Below are 17,130 nucleotides of genomic sequence, written 5' to 3' on the forward strand. Positions count from 1 at the left end.
CCTATTCATAGGCCCCCGGAATGGACCGATTCCGAACCGCAGGTGGACGGATCGTGAACTCGTTCACCTGGAGCCGGAGGTCGGAGCCGGAGGTCGGAGCCGGAGGTTGGAGCCGGTGGCTGGTCAGGCGAGGTCGAGGCTCTCGGCCACCTCGGCGACCTTGCGCTTGGCCGCCTCATCAAGGTCGCGGAGCGGCAGAGGGAGGCTGCCCGCGCCCACGAGCCCGAGGTGTTCGGCGATGGCTGCGGTCACGCGCAGGCTTCCCCCGACCTCGGTGAACAGATCCCACAGCGGCTGCAGCTCGGCGGAGAGTTCGCGAGCGAGATCGGCATTGCCGAGTTCGGCGGCCCGGGTGATCTCGAGCAGCGGCTCCGGAAGGGTTCCGCCGACTGCCGCGTACCAGGCATCGCAGCCGGCGATGAGGCCCTCCGCGCCGTGAACGTCGCCGGAGATGCCGATCGTCACCTCGTCACCGATGGCTGCGCGGATCTCACCGATGCGCTCATCCCATCCGGCAGGTGAGGCCGGCGCCCCGGGGATTTTGATCGAAGCCACTCCGTCGAGCGCGGCCAGACGAGAGTAGAGCTCTGTGGTGAACGTGAAGTGCGTGGTGCCCGGGTTGTCGTAGACGACGACGGGCAGGTCGGTGGATTCGGTGACCGTGCGGAAGAGTTCGACCACCTCGTCGTCGGTCAGCGGCTGATAACTCACCGGTGCCAGCAGCAGCCCCTGGGTTCCCGCGGTTTCGGCGAACGCGACATTGGCCAGCACGTCCCTCGTCCGCAGTGCCCCGACGCCGATGAAGACGGGGATGTCGAGAGCGGATTCGACGCTCAGCTGCGCGACCCGGGCGCGCTCCTCGATATTGAGGTAGGCGTACGAACCGGTCGATCCCAGCGCCGTAATCGAATCGACTCCCGCGAGGACGAGGCGTTCGATCAGTCCGACGAAGGCATCCTCGTCGAGGGAATCACCCTTCAGCGGAGTCAGCGGGAAGGCGCTCAGCCCGGTGAACAGGGACGGGTCGTGCGCGGGGGTGTTCGTCAATGATCCTCCTCATGTGGCGGCGGATCCCGGGTGGCGACAGTGGATGGATCCGCTTTCGTCCAGTCTGTCAGGTCAGTCGATGACCGGCAGATAGGTCTCGAGCCGATCGAACTCCGGTTGGGCGGATGCCACTTCCACAGCCGCTGAACCCACGGCGTTGGCCGCTCTGAGTGCGCGTTCGGGTTCAAGCCCGCTGGTCAGCCCGATGGTCAGGGCCGCACAATAGGCGTCCCCGGCGCCGACAGTGCTCACGGGGTTGGCTCGGACCGCCTCGGCGAAGGCGATCTGTTGGCCGTGCCTCAGCAACGCCGATCCTTTCGCCCCGAAGGTGACGGCCACGAGCTTCGCGGCCTTCAGCTGCGGCAGCTGGGAGTACTCGTATTCGTTGACGATGATGAGATCGGCCCGGTCGACCACCTCGGCGGGCAGCGGAATGGCGGGAGCCGCATTGACGGCGAGGAATCCGGGCACCCGGTCAGCGAGTTCGACGATGAGGTCGAGGGAGATCTCGAGCTGGGTGAGCACGGCCTCGTCGGCGCAGAATTCGATGCCGGCGAGACTGACCTCGGCATTCGCACCTTCGCACACGGCGATCTGATTCTCACCGGCGGCGTCGACCATGATGAGCGCGGTCCCGGTCTCGGCGGTCGCCTCGGCGATGTCATCGGTTAGGACGCCGGCAGAGTGAAGGGCGTCGAGCATCGCCTGACCGTCGGAATCGGGGCCGACCGCGCCGATCATGCGGGTCCGCGCACCGAGGCGGGCGGCAGCTGCGGCCTGGTTCGCGCCCTTCCCGCCGGGCGACCTGCTGAGCCGGCCGCCTCCCACGGTCTCACCGGCGGCGGGGAGTCGGGACGTGGTGGCGGTGATGTCGGCGTTGATGCTGCCGACGACCGTCAGGGAGCCATCGATGGTCATGTCCCCATTATCGGCGATCGGGGTCGATCGAGGACGACCGTCGGCAACCTGGGGTGGGAAAGTGTGGGCACACAGTGGGCAAGCTGTCGGGATGAGAGAAGCCCCGTGATCCGTTCGCACGGATCACGGGGCTTCCCGATCGGGGTGAGTAACGGGACTTGAACCCGCGACATCCGCGACCACAACGCGGCGCTCTACCAGCTGAGCTATACCCACCACATGCGCTGCACCATCAGGCGCAGACAGCAAGATACATCTTAACCGCACCCGCTTGACCCGGGCAAACCAGAACCGCCCACGATTCCCGATGAGACGCAGATCTCATTACATGCAACGATTCAGTAGCGATCTATAACGGTTTCGGAAAACTGGTAGGAGCGACCCTCGACATTCATTAGTATTGACTCGGCCCTGCCCTCGATAACTGTCAAGGAACCCTGTACATGCCTCGTGCGTTGATCGCCGTCTCCGATGACGGGTTCACCTACACCACCCTCAACGGGGCGACGAGTCGCTATTCGGACACCGGGCAGGCCATCTCTTACCTCGGCGACTACGCTAAGGAGACCGCGACTCCCCTGACCGTCACGATCGACGACGGCACGAAGACCACCGAGATCGGCATCGACGAAAACGGCAGAGTCGGGGCCGTCCCCAAACAGGACACCCCCACCGAGGCGGCTCCGGACGAATCGTCGAACGCTCCGTCCACGGATGGGTCGGCAGCTGGTTCGACTGAATCGGCCGGAAATTCGGCCGGGCAATCGGAGAATGCCGAACTTTCGGATCCTGCCGACCAGAGCACGAACGGCCGGTCCGGCCAGTCCTCAGGCGGGCAGAACGGCTACGTCGCCCAGGACGATTCGTCAGGCTCGAACGGCGAGGCCTACCCGATGGGCACGCCGTTCTCCGGACCAGCCACACCGGCTGCGCCGACGGTGAAGAAGACACCGGTGCGCAGACGATCGGCTCGCAACCGCCCGCAGCGGCTGAAGAAGATCACCGTTCCCGGGCTCGTGCTCATCGGTCTGGCGATCCTCATGATCGGCGCATTCGTCGTTCCCAATATCGTCCCCGTCGACTCCCCCGACACCCCGCAGACGATCGGCTCGGAACAGCAGGTCAATCCCGCGTCCGAACTCTCCGTCGACAAGACTCAGGACGTTGTTCCCAGCTACGACAATTCCCCCAAGTGGGAAGCCGAGGTGCCCGAGGACGCCTCGGTGACGGCCTCCGATCGCGGGGTCCTGCTGGTCAACGACGGCCGCCTCGAAGTCCTCGACGCCGACACCGGCAAGACTCGGTACAAGACGAAGATCGATCAGTCCCCGACCTTCGCCGTCGACACCGTCATCGACGGGCGTCCGGCCCTGCTGTGGCAGGCGGGCGACACCGCCGAGGCGCTCTTCGACGGAGACTCGAAGCCCAAGAGCTACGAGCTGCCGGAGAAGGCACGCATCACCTCGGCCGGCAAGAGTGTGCTCATCAAGTCGGGCAACAAGCTCTCGACCTTCGGGGCCGAGGGACTGGAAGACGTGCCCACCCCGCAGGCCGGTTCGACGCCGATGGCCATCGATGACGATGAGCTCTACAGCTCCGACTGGAACGGCCCGGTCAAGGCGAAGAACATCAAGACCGGCGACGAGCGCAGCATCAAGCTCGAAAGGCCCGGCGACGAACTGAAGATCATCGACTGGATCTCGGCCGGCCACGGCAAGGCGATCACACTGTGGGGCGAGCAGGGCGCCTCGACGAACTCGGGCCACAGGATCCAGCTTGTCGTCCACTCCCTCGAGGACGGTTCGATCCTGTCGACCGTGACGACGACGACCGACATCGTCGGTGAGAAGTCCTGGGTGCGCGGACAGGCCGGAAAACGCGCCTACATCGGTCCGTATCTCTTCGATCTGGAGTCGGGTCTGCTGCTGATGGACGTCTCCAGCCGTGACATCCACCTCTCCGAACCGCGCGGATCCATCGTCCCCTGCACGATGGACACGAACACCTCGTGTCTGCTCGCCGGCAAACAAGCGTTCAAGACCGACACCGATCTGCTGGCGGTCATCGACGACGGCAACGAGGCACTGGTGCTCGGCGACGACTCGACCGTTCGGGCGTATCCGAAGAAGTCGGACAAGCAGGATCGCTAGCAGGATCGTTAGCTCTGTGGAGGGGCCTCCCGCCGCCGGGCGCCGGTTGCGAACCGCCGCTCGGTCATGGATCCCGCGCCACGGCGAAACACGCCAGCGGCTTTAACACATCTGGTCGAGACATTAAGATGGGCACCGATGTGTCTGAACGTCATGTCCCCTTGACCCAATAAAGTCGGAATCCCCACCGCGAAGGAACGTAGTGCCAGTCTCACACCGGTTCAGCCGCAGAGCCGCCGCAATCGGCGCTGCGCTTGCCCTGGCCGCACTTCCTCTCTCGGGGACTCTCACCTCGCCACCTGCCGTCGCTCAACCGAGTCCCACGACCGCCGCAGACGCCGGGTCGACCGCCACCGAGGCGACCGGAGGTGTCGATGGGACGGATGTGGGTTCCGACTCAATCAAGGCCGCGGACAGCGACACCGGTGCAGACTCCGCCGACAAAGACGAGTCAGGCAAGGGTACCAACAGTGATTCGGACGGCGGCGATGACGAGCCCGGCGGCGACAAGGCCTGCGCTTCAGCTGAAAAAGACGAACTGACTCCAAGCGCCGACGGACCCTGCGAGGTCGAGGCACCGCTCCCCGCACACTGGGATGAAGACGACCAGACCTTACAACTTCCCTCGCCCGCAAATGAGCCGGGCAGCATGCCCAAGAGCTGGAAGGAAGAGAAATTCAAACTTCGGAAGGGACAGCCCGTGCGTCTTCCGGTCCAAGACTCCTCGCAATCGACTACCTCCGGGGACGATACTGATGACAGCGGGAATCCTCTGCCATCCGCGGCTTCTCAGGCAGATGTCCCAGATGACCTGAGGCTCCGCTCAGACGGCTTCGTTGTGCCAGCAAGCGGTGGAGAACCGGTACGTTTCACCGGGTTCACTGACGACCCCGAATGGAAATTCGATGTGGAAGACGGAAAAGTCACAGTCGTCTCTGGTCGTGGATACCCAGATTCGGATGACGGGTCCTCCAGTGATGAAGCAGATGGTTCCAAGAACGGAGCTGCAGGCTCAGAAGGGAGCAAGGACGGCTCAGACAACGGCTCTCCTACCGCCGGGGATAGCGCGAAGTCCACTGCCGACAGTGATTCGTCGAAGTCGGCGGACATGGACTCCGACGGCTCCAGCGCCGACAGCGACACCGGCAGCGATTCTGACAGCGCTGCATCCGACAGCAAATCGTCTGCCGACAGTGACACCTCATCCGACAGCGACACTTCGACGAACTCCGATTCCAAGGATCGGAGCAACTCCTCGACCGACAAAGACTCCGACGGCAGGGAATCTGACACCGACACCAGTTCAGGTTCCGACGGCTCACGCAGCAGCGATTCCGACAGCTCAGGCTCCGACTCGGATTCCGACGAGGACGAAGAGAAGGATTCGGACAAAGACGGTTCCGGATCACCGATCGGCGCCTCCGACGCCGACGGCACCACACCGGACCCGGCGAACGGCAACGGCTCCCCCGATGAACGCGAAACCATCCCCGGCACCGCAGGTGATGAATTTCTGCCCGGAGATGACGAGGGCGCAGAACGCCCCGACTATTCGGATCCGGTTCCTCGCAACCCAGACGAACAGACGCCCAAAGACGATACGGACCTCATCACGGGTGGCGATCAGCCGTCCCCGAGGGCCAATCAGAATCCAGCGACCTCGTTCGGCGAATCCATCATCTCCACGATCGTCAGCTCCTGGCCCATCTTCGTTCTCGCCGCCTCCGGTATGGCAGCAGTCGGGATTATCATCTACCTCATGGGACGCCGCGGAAAACAGGACTGAGGCCGAATGGACCTCTTCGACTCAGAGCTGCGCGTAATCGCCGCCGCTAAAGAACTCGTACGCGGCCTCAGGCCGGATGAGAACCACACCGTTGCCGCTGCCGCCATGGACACTGTCGGGCGAATCCACACCGGTGTCAACGTCCACCACTTCAACGGTGGACCCTGCGCGGAACTCGTCGCGATCGGCACCGCCGCGGCCGCGAACGCCGGTCCGCTCGTCACTATCGCCGCGGTCGGCGACCAAGGCCGTGGGCTGCTGGCTCCGTGCGGACGATGCCGACAGGTCCTCCTCGACCTCCATCCCGATGCCCTCGTCATCGCTCCGGATGACACCACGGGCGAACCGTCGATCGCCACGGTCCCCGCTCTGCTCCCATACTCCTACCGACATCCGGATTCTGCACCCGCACGGCTGCTGAGGTTCCACGCGCGCTACGTCGACGCGGTCACGAACGGGACGAAGACGCTCACTGTGCGGTGGAACGAAGGCCATCGCACGGGGCCAGCTCTGGCCTGCTTCGAGAACACCGAGCATGGCACGATTCCCATGGAAGTCGCCTCGGTGATGGTGAAGCGACTCGACGAACTGGGAGCTGAGGATCTCGACCTCACCCGCCCGGGTGGATTGGAACGGTATATCGCCAATCTCCGCGGGCACTGCCCGACCATGCCCGCGGACGCGAACGTCGACATCGTAAGATTCCGTCGAACCGCGGCCGATATCTGACACTCGCAGTGCCCAGCCGCTAAGCTGGACAGCGAAGCACTGTGGCACAAGGTCACAGACGCAGCAAAGCATTCTCGACCGGGAGGACTCGACCCGATGACTGACAACGTCTACACCTCAGATGTGACCGTCGACCAGGCGACAACCGCACAGCTCGCGGAGTCGATCCGATTGCGCGAGGAGCGCATCGCCGAGAACATCGATGAGCTCGTCGGCCGCATCCACCCGAAGGTGCTGGCGACGCGCGCCGTCAACAAGGCGAAGTCCGAGGTCGTCGAGGAAGACGGCTCCCCCAAGCCCGAGATCATCGCACTCGGTGCCGGTGCCGTCCTCGGTGTGGCCGCCCTCATCGTCGGACTCTCCGGTCGCAAGCGTGGCTGAAGCCGCCCTTCCGATCCGGATGCTCCATGACCGGATCCTGCTCGAACCCAGCGCGGAAGCCGGGGAACGCAAATCCTCGGCGGGCATCGTCATTCCCGCCACCGCCAGCATGGGCAGACGCCTCGTGTGGGGCAAGGTCGTGGCAGCGGGCCCGCATGTGAGGCAGGCCAACCTCGGCGATACCGTCCTCTACGATCCCGAGGAACTCGCCGAGGTGGAGCTCGAGGGACGCGCGTATGTGCTGCTGCGCGAGCGCGACGTCCACGCGATCTCCGAACCGGCCGAACAGTCGAGCTCCGGGATGTACCTGTAGGGATCCTTTGGGGTTCGCAGCCCCATGGAAAGGGACTCTGACCTGGGGCTTGCGACCTTCATCACAAAATCGAATATGGGCCGATCTCGGTTTGCATGATCGGCAGACACCTGAGTAATATTAATTCTCGTTGCGCAGGATGCGCGGCACGCACCTCTAGCTCAATTGGCAGAGCAACTGACTCTTAATCAGTGGGTTCCGGGTTCAAGTCCCGGGGGGTGCACAGCACACTGACAACCGCCATTCGGATCATCCGGGTGGCGGTTTTCTGTTCTCTTTCCTGCGAAGAGACCGTGGGCTGTAGGCGAAGATGTGGGTCTGGACTGGACGTGTCAGCCTCGACACTGCTTTCGGTCCCTGAGAAGCCGATCGTCTCCTCCCAGCCCATCTGGAGTTTCGCCACCTTCGGGGCGCCACACGATGATAGCCAGGCCCAGGGAGCACCGAACGACCACTGGTCCTCGGGTGCCTCGGCATGAAGTTACAACAGCAAGTTCAGATAGACTTCCTCCATGCAGAACTTCGCTGACCGTAAGCCAGGTCTCGGTCAAATCGTACGCAGTCTACGAACAGAGTCCGGATCGGCGATGTTTCTGGCGCTGGTCACAGTATTGGCGCTTGCATGGGCGAACTCGCCGTTATCTGAAAGCTATTTCGCGCTCTGGCATCAGGAGGTCGGCTTCGATGTCGGTCCCGTGGGCATGCATATGACTCTGCACCACTGGATCAACGACGGACTCATGGTGATCTTCTTCTTTGTTGTCGGACTAGAGGTGCGGCAAGAGTTCGCGCACGGATCTTTGCGCGATCGAAGTCGTGCTCAACTCGCTTTGATAGCTGGCGTCGCAGGCGTCGCTCTCCCGGCTCTCGTGTATGCGGTTGTCGTCAGCTTGTCCGGCGGTAGCGGACTTGGCGGATGGGGAGCTGTCGTCGGAACGGATACAGCGTTCATGCTCGGCGCTTTGGCAATAGTGGGTCCACGACTGTCAGGTCAGTTGCGTGTCTTCCTCCTCACCCTGACAGTGGTCGATGACTTCCTGGCAGTATCGATCATTGGCATTGTCTACAGCGATGAGATCAAGTTTGTCCCATTGTTGATCGCTCTAGCCTGCCTCATCGGCTTGTGGGCGCTTGGCCGTTCACGACAGTGGATTACGGGGCCTTATGTGATCATTGTGATTGTTCTGTGGTTCGCCACTGTCTCTTCCGGGGTTCATGCTTCACTCGCGGGCATGATAGCCGGGCTGCTCATCCCTGCCTACCCTACCCAGCGCCACGAGGTAGTTGCTGCCCGCCAGCTTTTCCGTGACTTCTGGCAGTCGCCCAGCGCCGCCTCGGCGCGCGGTGTCAACCGCGGCCTCGCACGGGGGATCTCGGTGAACGAGAGAATGCACGAAGTCCTTCGCCGGCCCACTGCGCTGCTTGTCGTGCCGATCTTCGCACTCGCCAATGCCGGCGTCGACCTCAGAGGTGGATTGCTCGCTGATTCCCTCGGCTCATCCGTGACCTGGGGAGTCATTGCCGGCCTCGTACTCGGTAAGCTTCTTGGAATTGGCTTTGCCACTCTGCTGGCAGTCCGGATGGGTCTTGGCCGACCGCCAGAAGGAGTGGGAATGGGCAGCGTCTTCGGCGGTGCAGCGCTTTCAGGCATCGGGTTCACCGTCTCTCTGCTCGTCATCGGACTTGCCTTCGGCTCGACAACTGATCTCGGGAGACAGGCGACTGTGGGTGTCCTGGTCTCCATGGTGCTCGCCGTTGCCCTGGGCTGGTTGATTTTCAAGATCGCTGCCAAGCGGTGGGGTGAGGAGACTGCAGATCTGCCCATGGTGCTCGATCCTACGGTCGATCCCGAAGTCGATCACATTCGCGGCCCGCAGGACGCCAAGCTGACTCTGGTCGAATATATCGACTTCGAGTGCGAGTACTGTGCACACGCCACTGGCTCCTGGGAGGACCTGCGCGCGCAATTCGGCGACGATCTTCGTTACGTAGTGCGACATCTTCCCCACCACCCACACGGGCCATTGGCTGCAAAAGCGTCTGAAGCAGCTGCAAACCAAGGCGAGTTCTGGCGATGGCTCGATTTCGTATTCACACACCAGGACGCGCTCGAGCGGGAGCATCTCCTTGCCTATGCGGAAGAGCTCGGGCTGAACGTCGATCGCTTCATCCAAGACATGGACAGCGAGGATGTCGCGCAACGAGTCAACCGCGACCTCGTGAGTGCCGAGGCCAGCGGTGCTCATGCCACCCCAACGTTCTTTGTCGAAGGTCGGCGCCTGTTGGGCGACTATGACGCCCGGACGTTGACTGCGGCGCTCGAAGCGAGGAGGCGCGGCACACGTACCCAGGAGGCACCCCGCTGAAAGGATGGTGAGGGGGTCGGCGACTACTACCGAGGCCTGTCAAGCCGCGGGTTTCACAGAGGCTCCTATTCTGGTCTCCTTGGCAGCCGCGGGTTCTGTCGCGGACTGGTTGATCCACTCCGAATGGACCTCGAGTGGCGGGCGGCACCCTGTCGCTGGGTGCAGTCGGGTCTTGTTGCACCAGGCCACGACCACGTATTGCGTGTTTGCCCCGTTTGCGACGTCCAGATCGGCCTCGGCACGGACGACGCGCTCGACGGCACGATCCTTGAACTCGTCGGTGTATTTCACTGGCAACAGAGAATCCCCTTCCTCCCATCTCCCTGCCTCTGTTGTCCCTGGGGCGATTCAACTAGGCTGAACCAGCAGGCGAAAAATAAACGCTTTCGCATGCAAGTTCCAGCAGAAAGCTGGATGACCATCCTATGGAAGGACACGAAAATCATGGCTGATGGCAATCGCGCAGTAGTGTTCGCTAATCCACAAGACATGCAGGTCGAAAATCTCGACTTCCCAAAACTGGAGATGCCCGACGGAGCAAAAGCACCGCACGGTGTCATATTGAAAATCGTCGCTACGAATATCTGCGGAAGCGACCTCCACATCTACCGTGGCTCCTTCCCAGTGCCCCAAGGCATGGTCATGGGACACGAAATGACAGGCCAGGTAGTTGAGCTCGGATCCGACGTCACTTTCCTCAAAGAAGGCGATCTCGTCTCGGTGCCGTTCAATGTCGCTTGCGGCCGGTGTCGCAATTGCCGGGCGCGCAGGACGGAAATCTGCGAGACGACGAATCCAGATGTCGCCTGCGCAGCCTACGGGTTCAACCTCGGCAATTGGCAAGGTGGACAGGCGGAATACCTGTTTGTGCCCTATGCCGACTTTCAGCTGCTCCGCTTCCCAGACAAGGACCAGGCCATGGAGAAGATCCGCGACTTGGCCCTCTTGTCAGACATTCTTCCCACTGCATTCCACGGACTCATGGAGGCCGGCGCCAAGCCAGGCTCCACGGTCTATATTGCCGGTGCAGGACCTGTCGGCCGGTGCGGGGCAGCGGCAGCTCGCCTCCTCGGAGCGTCATGCATCATTGTCGGCGACTACCACAAGGACCGCCTCGATCTGATGAAGCAGAACGGCTGCGAGACTATCGACCTCAACGAGGATGTTCCTCTGACCGATCAGATCGAAGCTATTCTAGGCGAGCCCATGGTGGATTGTGCGGTAGATTACGTGGGCTCGGAAGCACATGGAATCGGTCGTGACGCCAATGATATGGATCCCGCGCACGCGATCAATCAAGTCATGGACGCTACCCGACCTGGCGGAGCCACCGGCATTATCGGAGTCTACGGACCCGATCCGCTTGCAGAGTCGAAAGCAGAGCAGGAAGGAACTTTCCCACTCGACTTCGGAAAAGCATGGATCAAGTCACCTCGAATCTCGGGCGGCCAGGCACCGATCATGCACTACAACCGCGAGTTGATGATGGCCATTCTCTGGGACCGCATGCCGTACCTCAGCGACATGCTCAACACGAAGATCATCAGCCTCGACGATGCTCCAGACGCCTACGCAACCTTTGATAAGGGTGCTTCGGACAAGTTCATCATCGATCCGCACGGGCTCATTCCAGCCTGACCTGATCCACCCTCCAGAAGGACTGCAAGCTTCATTCAACGACATCTGAGAACGGGTTCGGGTGCCACCTTTGGTGGCACCCGAACTGCACTAACTGTCCGATCAGTCTGTCTTCACGTCGATTGACACGTCTTCGCGCGAAGCTAGATGGTGTCGTGACCTTAGCGAGCCAACTCTGCCACCCGCCAGATTTCAATCGGCCAGCTGGTCAACTCCGAAGAGCTCAAGGATTGATGCTCCAGACTACTGGCAGCACACTCGTAAGCAGGCTTACGTTGGTGTCTCCGACGGCCCCTTCTCATCTAAGCTCAAAGGCGCGTCCAAGCTGACTCCTCAGAACGACCGCTATTCGCAGCTCGAGGCGTCATCGAATCCGGTTCAATAGCACTCACGAGCCCCAGCTTCCCAATTCAGTCCTGACCGGCGCGGGCATAGGCACCGAGAACCTGTCTCTCCGAATCCCCGAGGTAGACGGCAAGCCTAGCAGCGGCGGCCCCCGGCCCATCAGAGCGATAGATCTCGACCACCTCGCGGTTGCGCTCGATGAAGGGCGCATGGAGGAAGTCGAGAACCTCCACCTTGAGGAAGGCCAGGCGCAGCTCGGCGAGCACATTGGCAAACGAGCGCATCAACCGCCTGCTGTCCGACAGCGAGACGACGGCATTGTGGAACCCCATGTTCGCCGTGCCGACTTCCAGCCAGTTCTCTTCGGCTGCGAACTTCTCGGCAGCCTCGACGGCCGCCTCCATCCTCACCGCGTTCGGGTGATTGCGCGGAGCGTGCTCGAGCACCGAGCACTCGACATGATGGCGCACCCGGTAGATGTCGACGACATCGGCGGTGCTCGGTGACGCCACTGAGACGCCTCGGTGCGGGATATGCGTGACCAGGCCCTGCTCCCCGAGGACCCGGAACGCCTCACGCAGAGTATTGCGCGAAACATCGAATTCCTTCGCCAGCGCGGTTTCGGACAGCCGCTCACCGGGGCGCAGCTCTCCAGCGATGAGGCGGTCAGTGAGCCTGTTGACCAGGGACGAATCGTGATTCACCTCTCCATCCTACTGAAACAGCACCCCGAACTCCCATCCGTCCGTCGACAAAGCGACGAAGAAAAGTGTGACCCCCGTCTATGTTTGTTGAACAATCAGTGCTAGATTGTTTACCACTTCACGTGCGCCAGGACACAGACATCGCTGTCCTCACCCCATCGGCGCACACGAAGGAACAACTGACCACCAGACAGTCGGAGACTCCCATGTCACACGCACCGGAATCCCAACCGCCGGAATCCTCTTCTACGGATTGGGCCGCCTCGGGCCTTGACAATGCCAAGAGCGAAATCGGATCCAAGATCAGCCGCAGCGCGATCATCGGCGCCATCTTCCTCATGGCCACCTCGGCGATCGGTCCGGGCTTCATCACCCAGACAGCCACATTCACGGCTCAGATGGGTGCGGCCTTCGCCTTCGCGATCTTCGCGTCGATCCTCATCGACATCGCCATCCAGCTCAATATCTGGCGGATGGTGACCTCCTCGGGCAAACGCGCAGCACAGCTGGCTTCCTCGGCCGTGCCGGGTTCGGGCATCCTCCTGTCCGTCCTGATCGTCGTCGGCGGACTGGCCTTCAACATCGGCAATATCGCCGGTGGCGGCCTTGGCCTCAATGCGCTGCTGGGCATCGACCCGAAGCTCGGCGGACTGCTCACCGGCGTCCTGGCGATCGGCATCTTCCTGTTCAAACGCGCCGGAAAGGTCGTCGACGCCGTCGTCCTCGTCCTCGGCGTCGGAATGATCATCCTCACCTGTGTCGTCGCCATCGTCTCGAACCCGCCGGTCGGTGAGGCGCTCAGACAGTCGATCGCGCCCGACACCATCAACTTCGCCACCGTGACCACGATCGTCGGCGGCACCGTCGGCGGCTACATCACCTATTCCGGCGCCCACCGGTACCTCGACTCGGGCAAGACCGGCCCGGAGAATGCCGGTTCTGTCATGCGCTCGGCTCTGTCGGGGATCCTCGTCACCGGTGTCATGCGCTACGTCCTCTTCCTCGCCATCCTCGGCGTCGTCGCCTCCGGTGTCGCTCTCGACCTCGACTCGAGCGTGGCCAACCCCGCCGGTCAGGCCTTCGCCGCAGTCCTCGGCGATGCGGGAATGCGCATCTTCGGCGCGATCTTCTGGGCCGCGGCTCTGAGCTCGGTCATCGGTGCCGCCTACACTTCGGCGACGTTCCTCTCGGCGTTCTCCAAACGCCTCGAGGGCGGCTGGCCGCTGCAGCTGGCGACGGTGTCCTTCATCGTCGTCTCGCTCGTCGTCTACCTCGTCCTCGGCACCGCTCCGGCCACGCTGCTCGTCTTCGTCGGCGGCTTCAACGGGCTCATCCTGCCGATCGGTCTGACGATCTTCATGTACATCGGCTGGTTCAGGCCGCGCCTGCTGCGCACTGATTCGTACCCGAAGTGGTTGCTCATCATCGGCACCGCGGCAACACTGGTCACGTGGTACACGGCCACACAGTCCATCGGCCCCATCTTCGCCATGATCGGAATCGGAGGGTGACATTGTCTGTCAACAGCGAACTGAGAATCGACCTCAACTCTGACCTCGGGGAAAACGTTCCCGACCGTGTCGTCAGTGACGATGCCGCCATGCTCGGCCTCGTCACCAGCGCGAACGTGGCCTGCGGTTTCCATGCCGGAAACCCCGAAGGCATCCGTGCCACCGTCGCCGCCGCGACGAAGGGCGGAGTCGTCATCGGAGCACATCCCGGCTACGACGATTACGAAGGCTTCGGTCGCCGCGCCCTCGACGTGCCCGCAGCCACCCTGCAGGCGCAGGTCGAATACCAGATCGGCGCGCTCATCGGCCTGACCACAGCCGTCGGCGGAACCGTCTCCTACGTCAAGCCCCACGGCGGCCTCTACAACGCGATCGTCCACGACGAAGCGCAGGCGAAGGTCGTCGTGGACGCGGTCAAAGCCATCGACGACTCGCTGGTTTTCCTCGGCCTCGCCGGCAGCGTGGCCAACCGCGTCGCCGCCGGGGCCGGGCTGACCGTTGCCGCCGAGGCCTTCGCCGACCGGTCCTACAACCCCGACGGTTCCCTGGTCTCCCGGTCGGAGCCGAACGCGGTCCTCCACGACCCAGAGGCCGTAGCCTCCCGCGTCCTGCGCCTCGTCCAGACCGGACAGGTCGAAGCCATCGACGGCAGCCACGTCGACGTCGATGCGCAGTCCATCTGCTTCCACGGCGACAGCCAGGGATCCATCGACATGGCCCGGGCCGCCCGTGATCTCCTCGAATCCGAAGGCGTCACGATCGCCGCCTTCGCCGGAGTCGGCAAATGAGCGCTGCCACCCCCACCAGCACATCTGCCATGGACACGATGCGGGCTGCGGGTGCGGAAGCCCGCGCACGCATCCGGGCAGGATTCGACGGCCCCACCTCGGGGATGGCGCCGGGACTCGTCCAGGCGAACCTCATCTCCGTCCCCGTGGATTGGGCCTTCGACGTCCTCCTGTTCACCCAGCGCAACCCGAAGCCGTGCCCGGTCGTCGACGTCCTCGAACCCGGGCAGCTGTCGTCCGCACTGGCTCCGGGCAGCGATATCCGCACCGACATTCCCGGCTACCGGATCTGGGAGAACGGCGCGCTGACCGGCGAGGTCACCGATGCCACCGAGGTGTGGGAGCAACATCCGGACCTCGTGTCCTTCCTCATCGGCTGTTCGTTCACCTTCGAGAACGGCCTGACCGAGGCGGGCATCCCGATCCGCCACCAGGGGGCCGGTCGCAACGTGCCGATGTACCGCACGTCGACGACCTGCCTTCCGGCCGGTCGGGTCAGCGGCGACATGGTCGTGTCCATGCGCCCGATCCCGGCCTTCCAGGTCGCCGAGGCTGTGCGCATCACCGACCGCTTCCCCGCCGTCCACGGTGCACCGATCCACATCGGCGAACCCTCCCAGATCGGCATCGAGGACCTCGATGCCCCGGATTTCGGTGACGCCCCGGTCATCGAAGACGGCGACATTCCCGTCTTCTGGGCCTGCGGTGTCACCCCGCAGGCAGCCATCCAGGCATCGGGAATTCCCTTCGCGATCACGCACTCACCTGGGAAGATGTTCATCACCGACGAACCGGAAGACACCTACCGCCAATGACTTCGACCCCGCTGACCGACTCCCTGACCTTCCACACCGCCTCGAGGCGCCACCTCCTCGTCGAGTGTGTCGACCTGTCCGCGACGATGGCCCTCCACCACAACCTCGAAGCCGCCGACCTGCCCGGCGTCATCGAGCTCATCCCGGCCGCGCGTACGGTGCTCATCAGCTTCGATCCCGCCCGCACGAGTGCCGAGATCCTCGCCGAGGCTGTGCACGGGTTCGGGCACACCGAGTCGGTCTCGGATGCGGCCCGGGAAGTCACGATCGATGTCCGCTATGACGGCGATGACCTCGCAGAGGTGGCCGACCTCCTCTCCGTGTCCCCCGCCGAGGTGACCGCCCGCCACCAGGCCGCGACCTGGGAGGTCGCGTTCGCCGGCTTCGCTCCCGGCTTTGGCTACCTCGCCGGTGACGACGAGCTCTTCACCGTTCCCCGCCGCTCGTCCCCACGCACTCGTGTGCCCGTGGGTTCGGTGGCTCTGGCCGGTGAATTCACGGGCGTCTACCCTCGCTCCTCCCCCGGCGGGTGGCAGCTCATCGGACGCACCGATGCGAAGCTGTGGGATCTCGACCGTCACCCCCCGGCCCTGTTCGTGCCCGGCACGATCGTGAAGTTCGTCGAGGCGGAGCGGGAGATCGTCGACGTTGCGGCGGAAGATTCTGCCGCAGGTGCGGAGGCGAGCGCCGATGTATCTCACTCCCTCGAGGTGCTGCGTCCCGGGCTGCAGCTGCTCATCCAGGATCTCGGTCGACCCGGTTTCGCCTCGATGGGTGTCTCCGCTGCCGGTGCCGCCGATCGCACCGCCTTGACGACTGCCAACCGTCTCGTCGGCAATGCCGAGTCTGCTGCCGGCCTGGAGAGCTTCGGCGGCGGAGTGCTTCTGCGCTTTCGCGGTGACGGAGTCGCCGCTGCCACAGGTGCCACCGGAACGATCACCGTGACCGCGGTCGATGGCACGGTCCTCACGCCCCGCCTCGGCGAGGCTTTTGCCCTGGCCGATGGGGACGAACTCGAACTCGGACCTGCCGAACGCGGAGTCCGGCGCTATCTGGCGGTCCGGGGTGGAATGGATGTCGAGACGGCGCTGGGCAGCAGCTCCGCTGACACCCTGGCCGGGCTCGGTCCGGCCGTCGTCGACAAGGGCGCCACGGTCGGTGCTCACGATCCGCGGACGGCGCCCCACCTCGTCGATCCCGTTCCGGCCCGGCCTAGGGACCTGCCGCAGGCGGGTGAGACCGTGGAGATGACGGTGACCTTGGGCCCCCGCGAGGACTGGTTCACCGACGCCGGGATCGAGACGCTGCTGTCACAAGTATGGACGGTCACCCACGAATCGGACCGGGTGGGACTGCGACTGTCGGGCGAGGTTCCGCTCGAGCGCGCCCGCGCCGGGGAGCTGCCCAGCGAGGGCGCGGTCACCGGTGCCCTGCAGGTTCCGCCGAACGGTCAGCCGGTGCTCTTCGGTCCCGACCATCCGCTCACCGGCGGCTACCCGATCATCGCCAGCGTCGATGATCTCGACCTCGCCGCGCAGCTGCCTCCGGGAGTGAAGCTGCGCTTCACCACCTCTGCCCGACCGACGCCGAACGCCCGCCCGGCCGAGGCACCCCGTACCGACGACAACGAAGGCTGAAC

The 17,130-nt window shown here is 63.6% G+C and carries 14 protein-coding genes and 2 tRNA genes; 12 read left to right on the plus strand and 4 right to left on the minus strand.

Annotated features, from left to right (window positions below):
• Positions 1-123 precede the first annotated feature (123 nt).
• The 3 genes from GUY30_RS11905 to GUY30_RS11915 all read right to left on the minus strand — a co-directional run bounded on the left by GUY30_RS11905 (position 124) and on the right by GUY30_RS11915 (position 2,181).
• The gene (locus GUY30_RS11905; RefSeq protein WP_208091527.1) at positions 124-1,017 is read right to left on the minus strand and encodes a dihydrodipicolinate synthase family protein; all 894 of its coding nucleotides are present in this window, start codon (positions 1,015-1,017) and stop codon (positions 124-126) included.
• Between the two features lie 102 nt (positions 1,018-1,119).
• Positions 1,120-1,965, minus strand: a complete 846-nt coding sequence (locus GUY30_RS11910; protein WP_167197746.1) for a ribokinase — start codon at positions 1,963-1,965, stop codon at positions 1,120-1,122.
• Positions 1,966-2,108: 143 nt separating this feature from the next.
• Positions 2,109-2,181, minus strand: a tRNA-His gene (locus GUY30_RS11915).
• 227 nt (positions 2,182-2,408) lie between these two features.
• On the opposite strand from GUY30_RS11915, the gene GUY30_RS11920 reads away from it, so the two are divergent.
• From GUY30_RS11920 to GUY30_RS11955, 8 genes are all read left to right on the plus strand, one after another.
• Positions 2,409-4,115, plus strand: coding sequence for a hypothetical protein (locus tag GUY30_RS11920; protein WP_167197749.1), 1,707 nt, complete (start codon positions 2,409-2,411; stop codon positions 4,113-4,115).
• Positions 4,116-4,500: 385 nt separating this feature from the next.
• Positions 4,501-5,901, plus strand: a complete 1,401-nt coding sequence (locus tag GUY30_RS11925) for a hypothetical protein (RefSeq protein ID WP_167197752.1) — start codon at positions 4,501-4,503, stop codon at positions 5,899-5,901.
• Between the two features lie 6 nt (positions 5,902-5,907).
• Entirely contained in the window at positions 5,908-6,630 is a 723-nt protein-coding gene (locus GUY30_RS11930; protein WP_167197755.1) for an ASCH domain-containing protein, read from the plus strand.
• Between the two features lie 96 nt (positions 6,631-6,726).
• On the plus strand, positions 6,727-7,011 hold the full coding sequence (locus tag GUY30_RS11935; protein WP_062862037.1) for a DUF3618 domain-containing protein: 285 nt from the start codon (positions 6,727-6,729) through the stop codon (positions 7,009-7,011).
• Positions 7,004-7,324, plus strand: coding sequence for a GroES family chaperonin (locus GUY30_RS11940; RefSeq protein ID WP_082819400.1), 321 nt, complete (start codon positions 7,004-7,006; stop codon positions 7,322-7,324). The genes GUY30_RS11935 and GUY30_RS11940 overlap by 8 nt, the downstream gene beginning before the upstream one ends.
• Positions 7,325-7,474: 150 nt before the next feature.
• Positions 7,475-7,547 (plus strand) — tRNA-Lys (locus GUY30_RS11945).
• A 289-nt stretch (positions 7,548-7,836) separates the two neighbouring features.
• Complete coding sequence (nhaA, locus tag GUY30_RS11950; RefSeq protein ID WP_167197757.1) at positions 7,837-9,690, plus strand: Na+/H+ antiporter NhaA; 1,854 nt, start codon at positions 7,837-7,839, stop codon at positions 9,688-9,690.
• A 444-nt stretch (positions 9,691-10,134) separates the two neighbouring features.
• Positions 10,135-11,328, plus strand: a complete 1,194-nt coding sequence (locus GUY30_RS11955) for an alcohol dehydrogenase catalytic domain-containing protein (protein WP_167200968.1) — start codon at positions 10,135-10,137, stop codon at positions 11,326-11,328.
• A gap of 410 nt (positions 11,329-11,738) precedes the next feature.
• On the opposite strand, the gene GUY30_RS11960 is transcribed toward GUY30_RS11955, so the two are convergent.
• A complete protein-coding gene (locus tag GUY30_RS11960; RefSeq protein ID WP_167197760.1) occupies positions 11,739-12,377 on the minus strand; it encodes a GntR family transcriptional regulator in 639 nt (212 codons plus the stop codon).
• Positions 12,378-12,583: 206 nt separating this feature from the next.
• Between GUY30_RS11960 and GUY30_RS11965 the strand changes: the two genes are divergently transcribed.
• The 4 genes from GUY30_RS11965 to GUY30_RS11980 are packed head-to-tail and all read left to right on the plus strand — an operon-like array spanning position 12,584 to position 17,128.
• The gene (locus GUY30_RS11965; RefSeq protein WP_167197763.1) at positions 12,584-13,888 is read left to right on the plus strand and encodes an NRAMP family divalent metal transporter; all 1,305 of its coding nucleotides are present in this window, start codon (positions 12,584-12,586) and stop codon (positions 13,886-13,888) included.
• Positions 13,885-14,676, plus strand: a complete 792-nt coding sequence (locus tag GUY30_RS11970) for a LamB/YcsF family protein (RefSeq protein WP_228281292.1) — start codon at positions 13,885-13,887, stop codon at positions 14,674-14,676. The genes GUY30_RS11965 and GUY30_RS11970 overlap by 4 nt, the downstream gene beginning before the upstream one ends.
• Entirely contained in the window at positions 14,673-15,491 is an 819-nt protein-coding gene (locus GUY30_RS11975; RefSeq protein ID WP_228281294.1) for a putative hydro-lyase, read from the plus strand. Before GUY30_RS11970 ends, GUY30_RS11975 begins: the two co-directional genes overlap by 4 nt.
• A complete protein-coding gene (locus GUY30_RS11980; RefSeq protein ID WP_167197766.1) occupies positions 15,488-17,128 on the plus strand; it encodes a 5-oxoprolinase subunit B/C family protein in 1,641 nt (546 codons plus the stop codon). Before GUY30_RS11975 ends, GUY30_RS11980 begins: the two co-directional genes overlap by 4 nt.
• Positions 17,129-17,130: the final 2 nt, after the last annotated feature.

It is taken from the genome of Brevibacterium pigmentatum (assembly GCF_011617465.1).
GTDB lineage: Bacteria > Actinomycetota > Actinomycetes > Actinomycetales > Brevibacteriaceae > Brevibacterium > Brevibacterium pigmentatum.

Coding starts and splice junctions, on each gene's coding strand:
- GUY30_RS11955 (WP_167200968.1), top strand. CDS start 10,135: ATGGCTGATGGCAATCGCGCAGTAGTGTTCGCTAATCCACAAGACATG.
- nhaA (WP_167197757.1), top strand. CDS start 7,837: ATGCAGAACTTCGCTGACCGTAAGCCAGGTCTCGGTCAAATCGTACGC.
- GUY30_RS11965 (WP_167197763.1), top strand. CDS start 12,584: ATGTCACACGCACCGGAATCCCAACCGCCGGAATCCTCTTCTACGGAT.
- GUY30_RS11910 (WP_167197746.1), bottom strand. CDS start 1,965: ATGACCATCGATGGCTCCCTGACGGTCGTCGGCAGCATCAACGCCGAC.
- GUY30_RS11935 (WP_062862037.1), top strand. CDS start 6,727: ATGACTGACAACGTCTACACCTCAGATGTGACCGTCGACCAGGCGACA.
- GUY30_RS11930 (WP_167197755.1), top strand. CDS start 5,908: ATGGACCTCTTCGACTCAGAGCTGCGCGTAATCGCCGCCGCTAAAGAA.
- GUY30_RS11920 (WP_167197749.1), top strand. CDS start 2,409: ATGCCTCGTGCGTTGATCGCCGTCTCCGATGACGGGTTCACCTACACC.
- GUY30_RS11980 (WP_167197766.1), top strand. CDS start 15,488: ATGACTTCGACCCCGCTGACCGACTCCCTGACCTTCCACACCGCCTCG.
- GUY30_RS11975 (WP_228281294.1), top strand. CDS start 14,673: ATGAGCGCTGCCACCCCCACCAGCACATCTGCCATGGACACGATGCGG.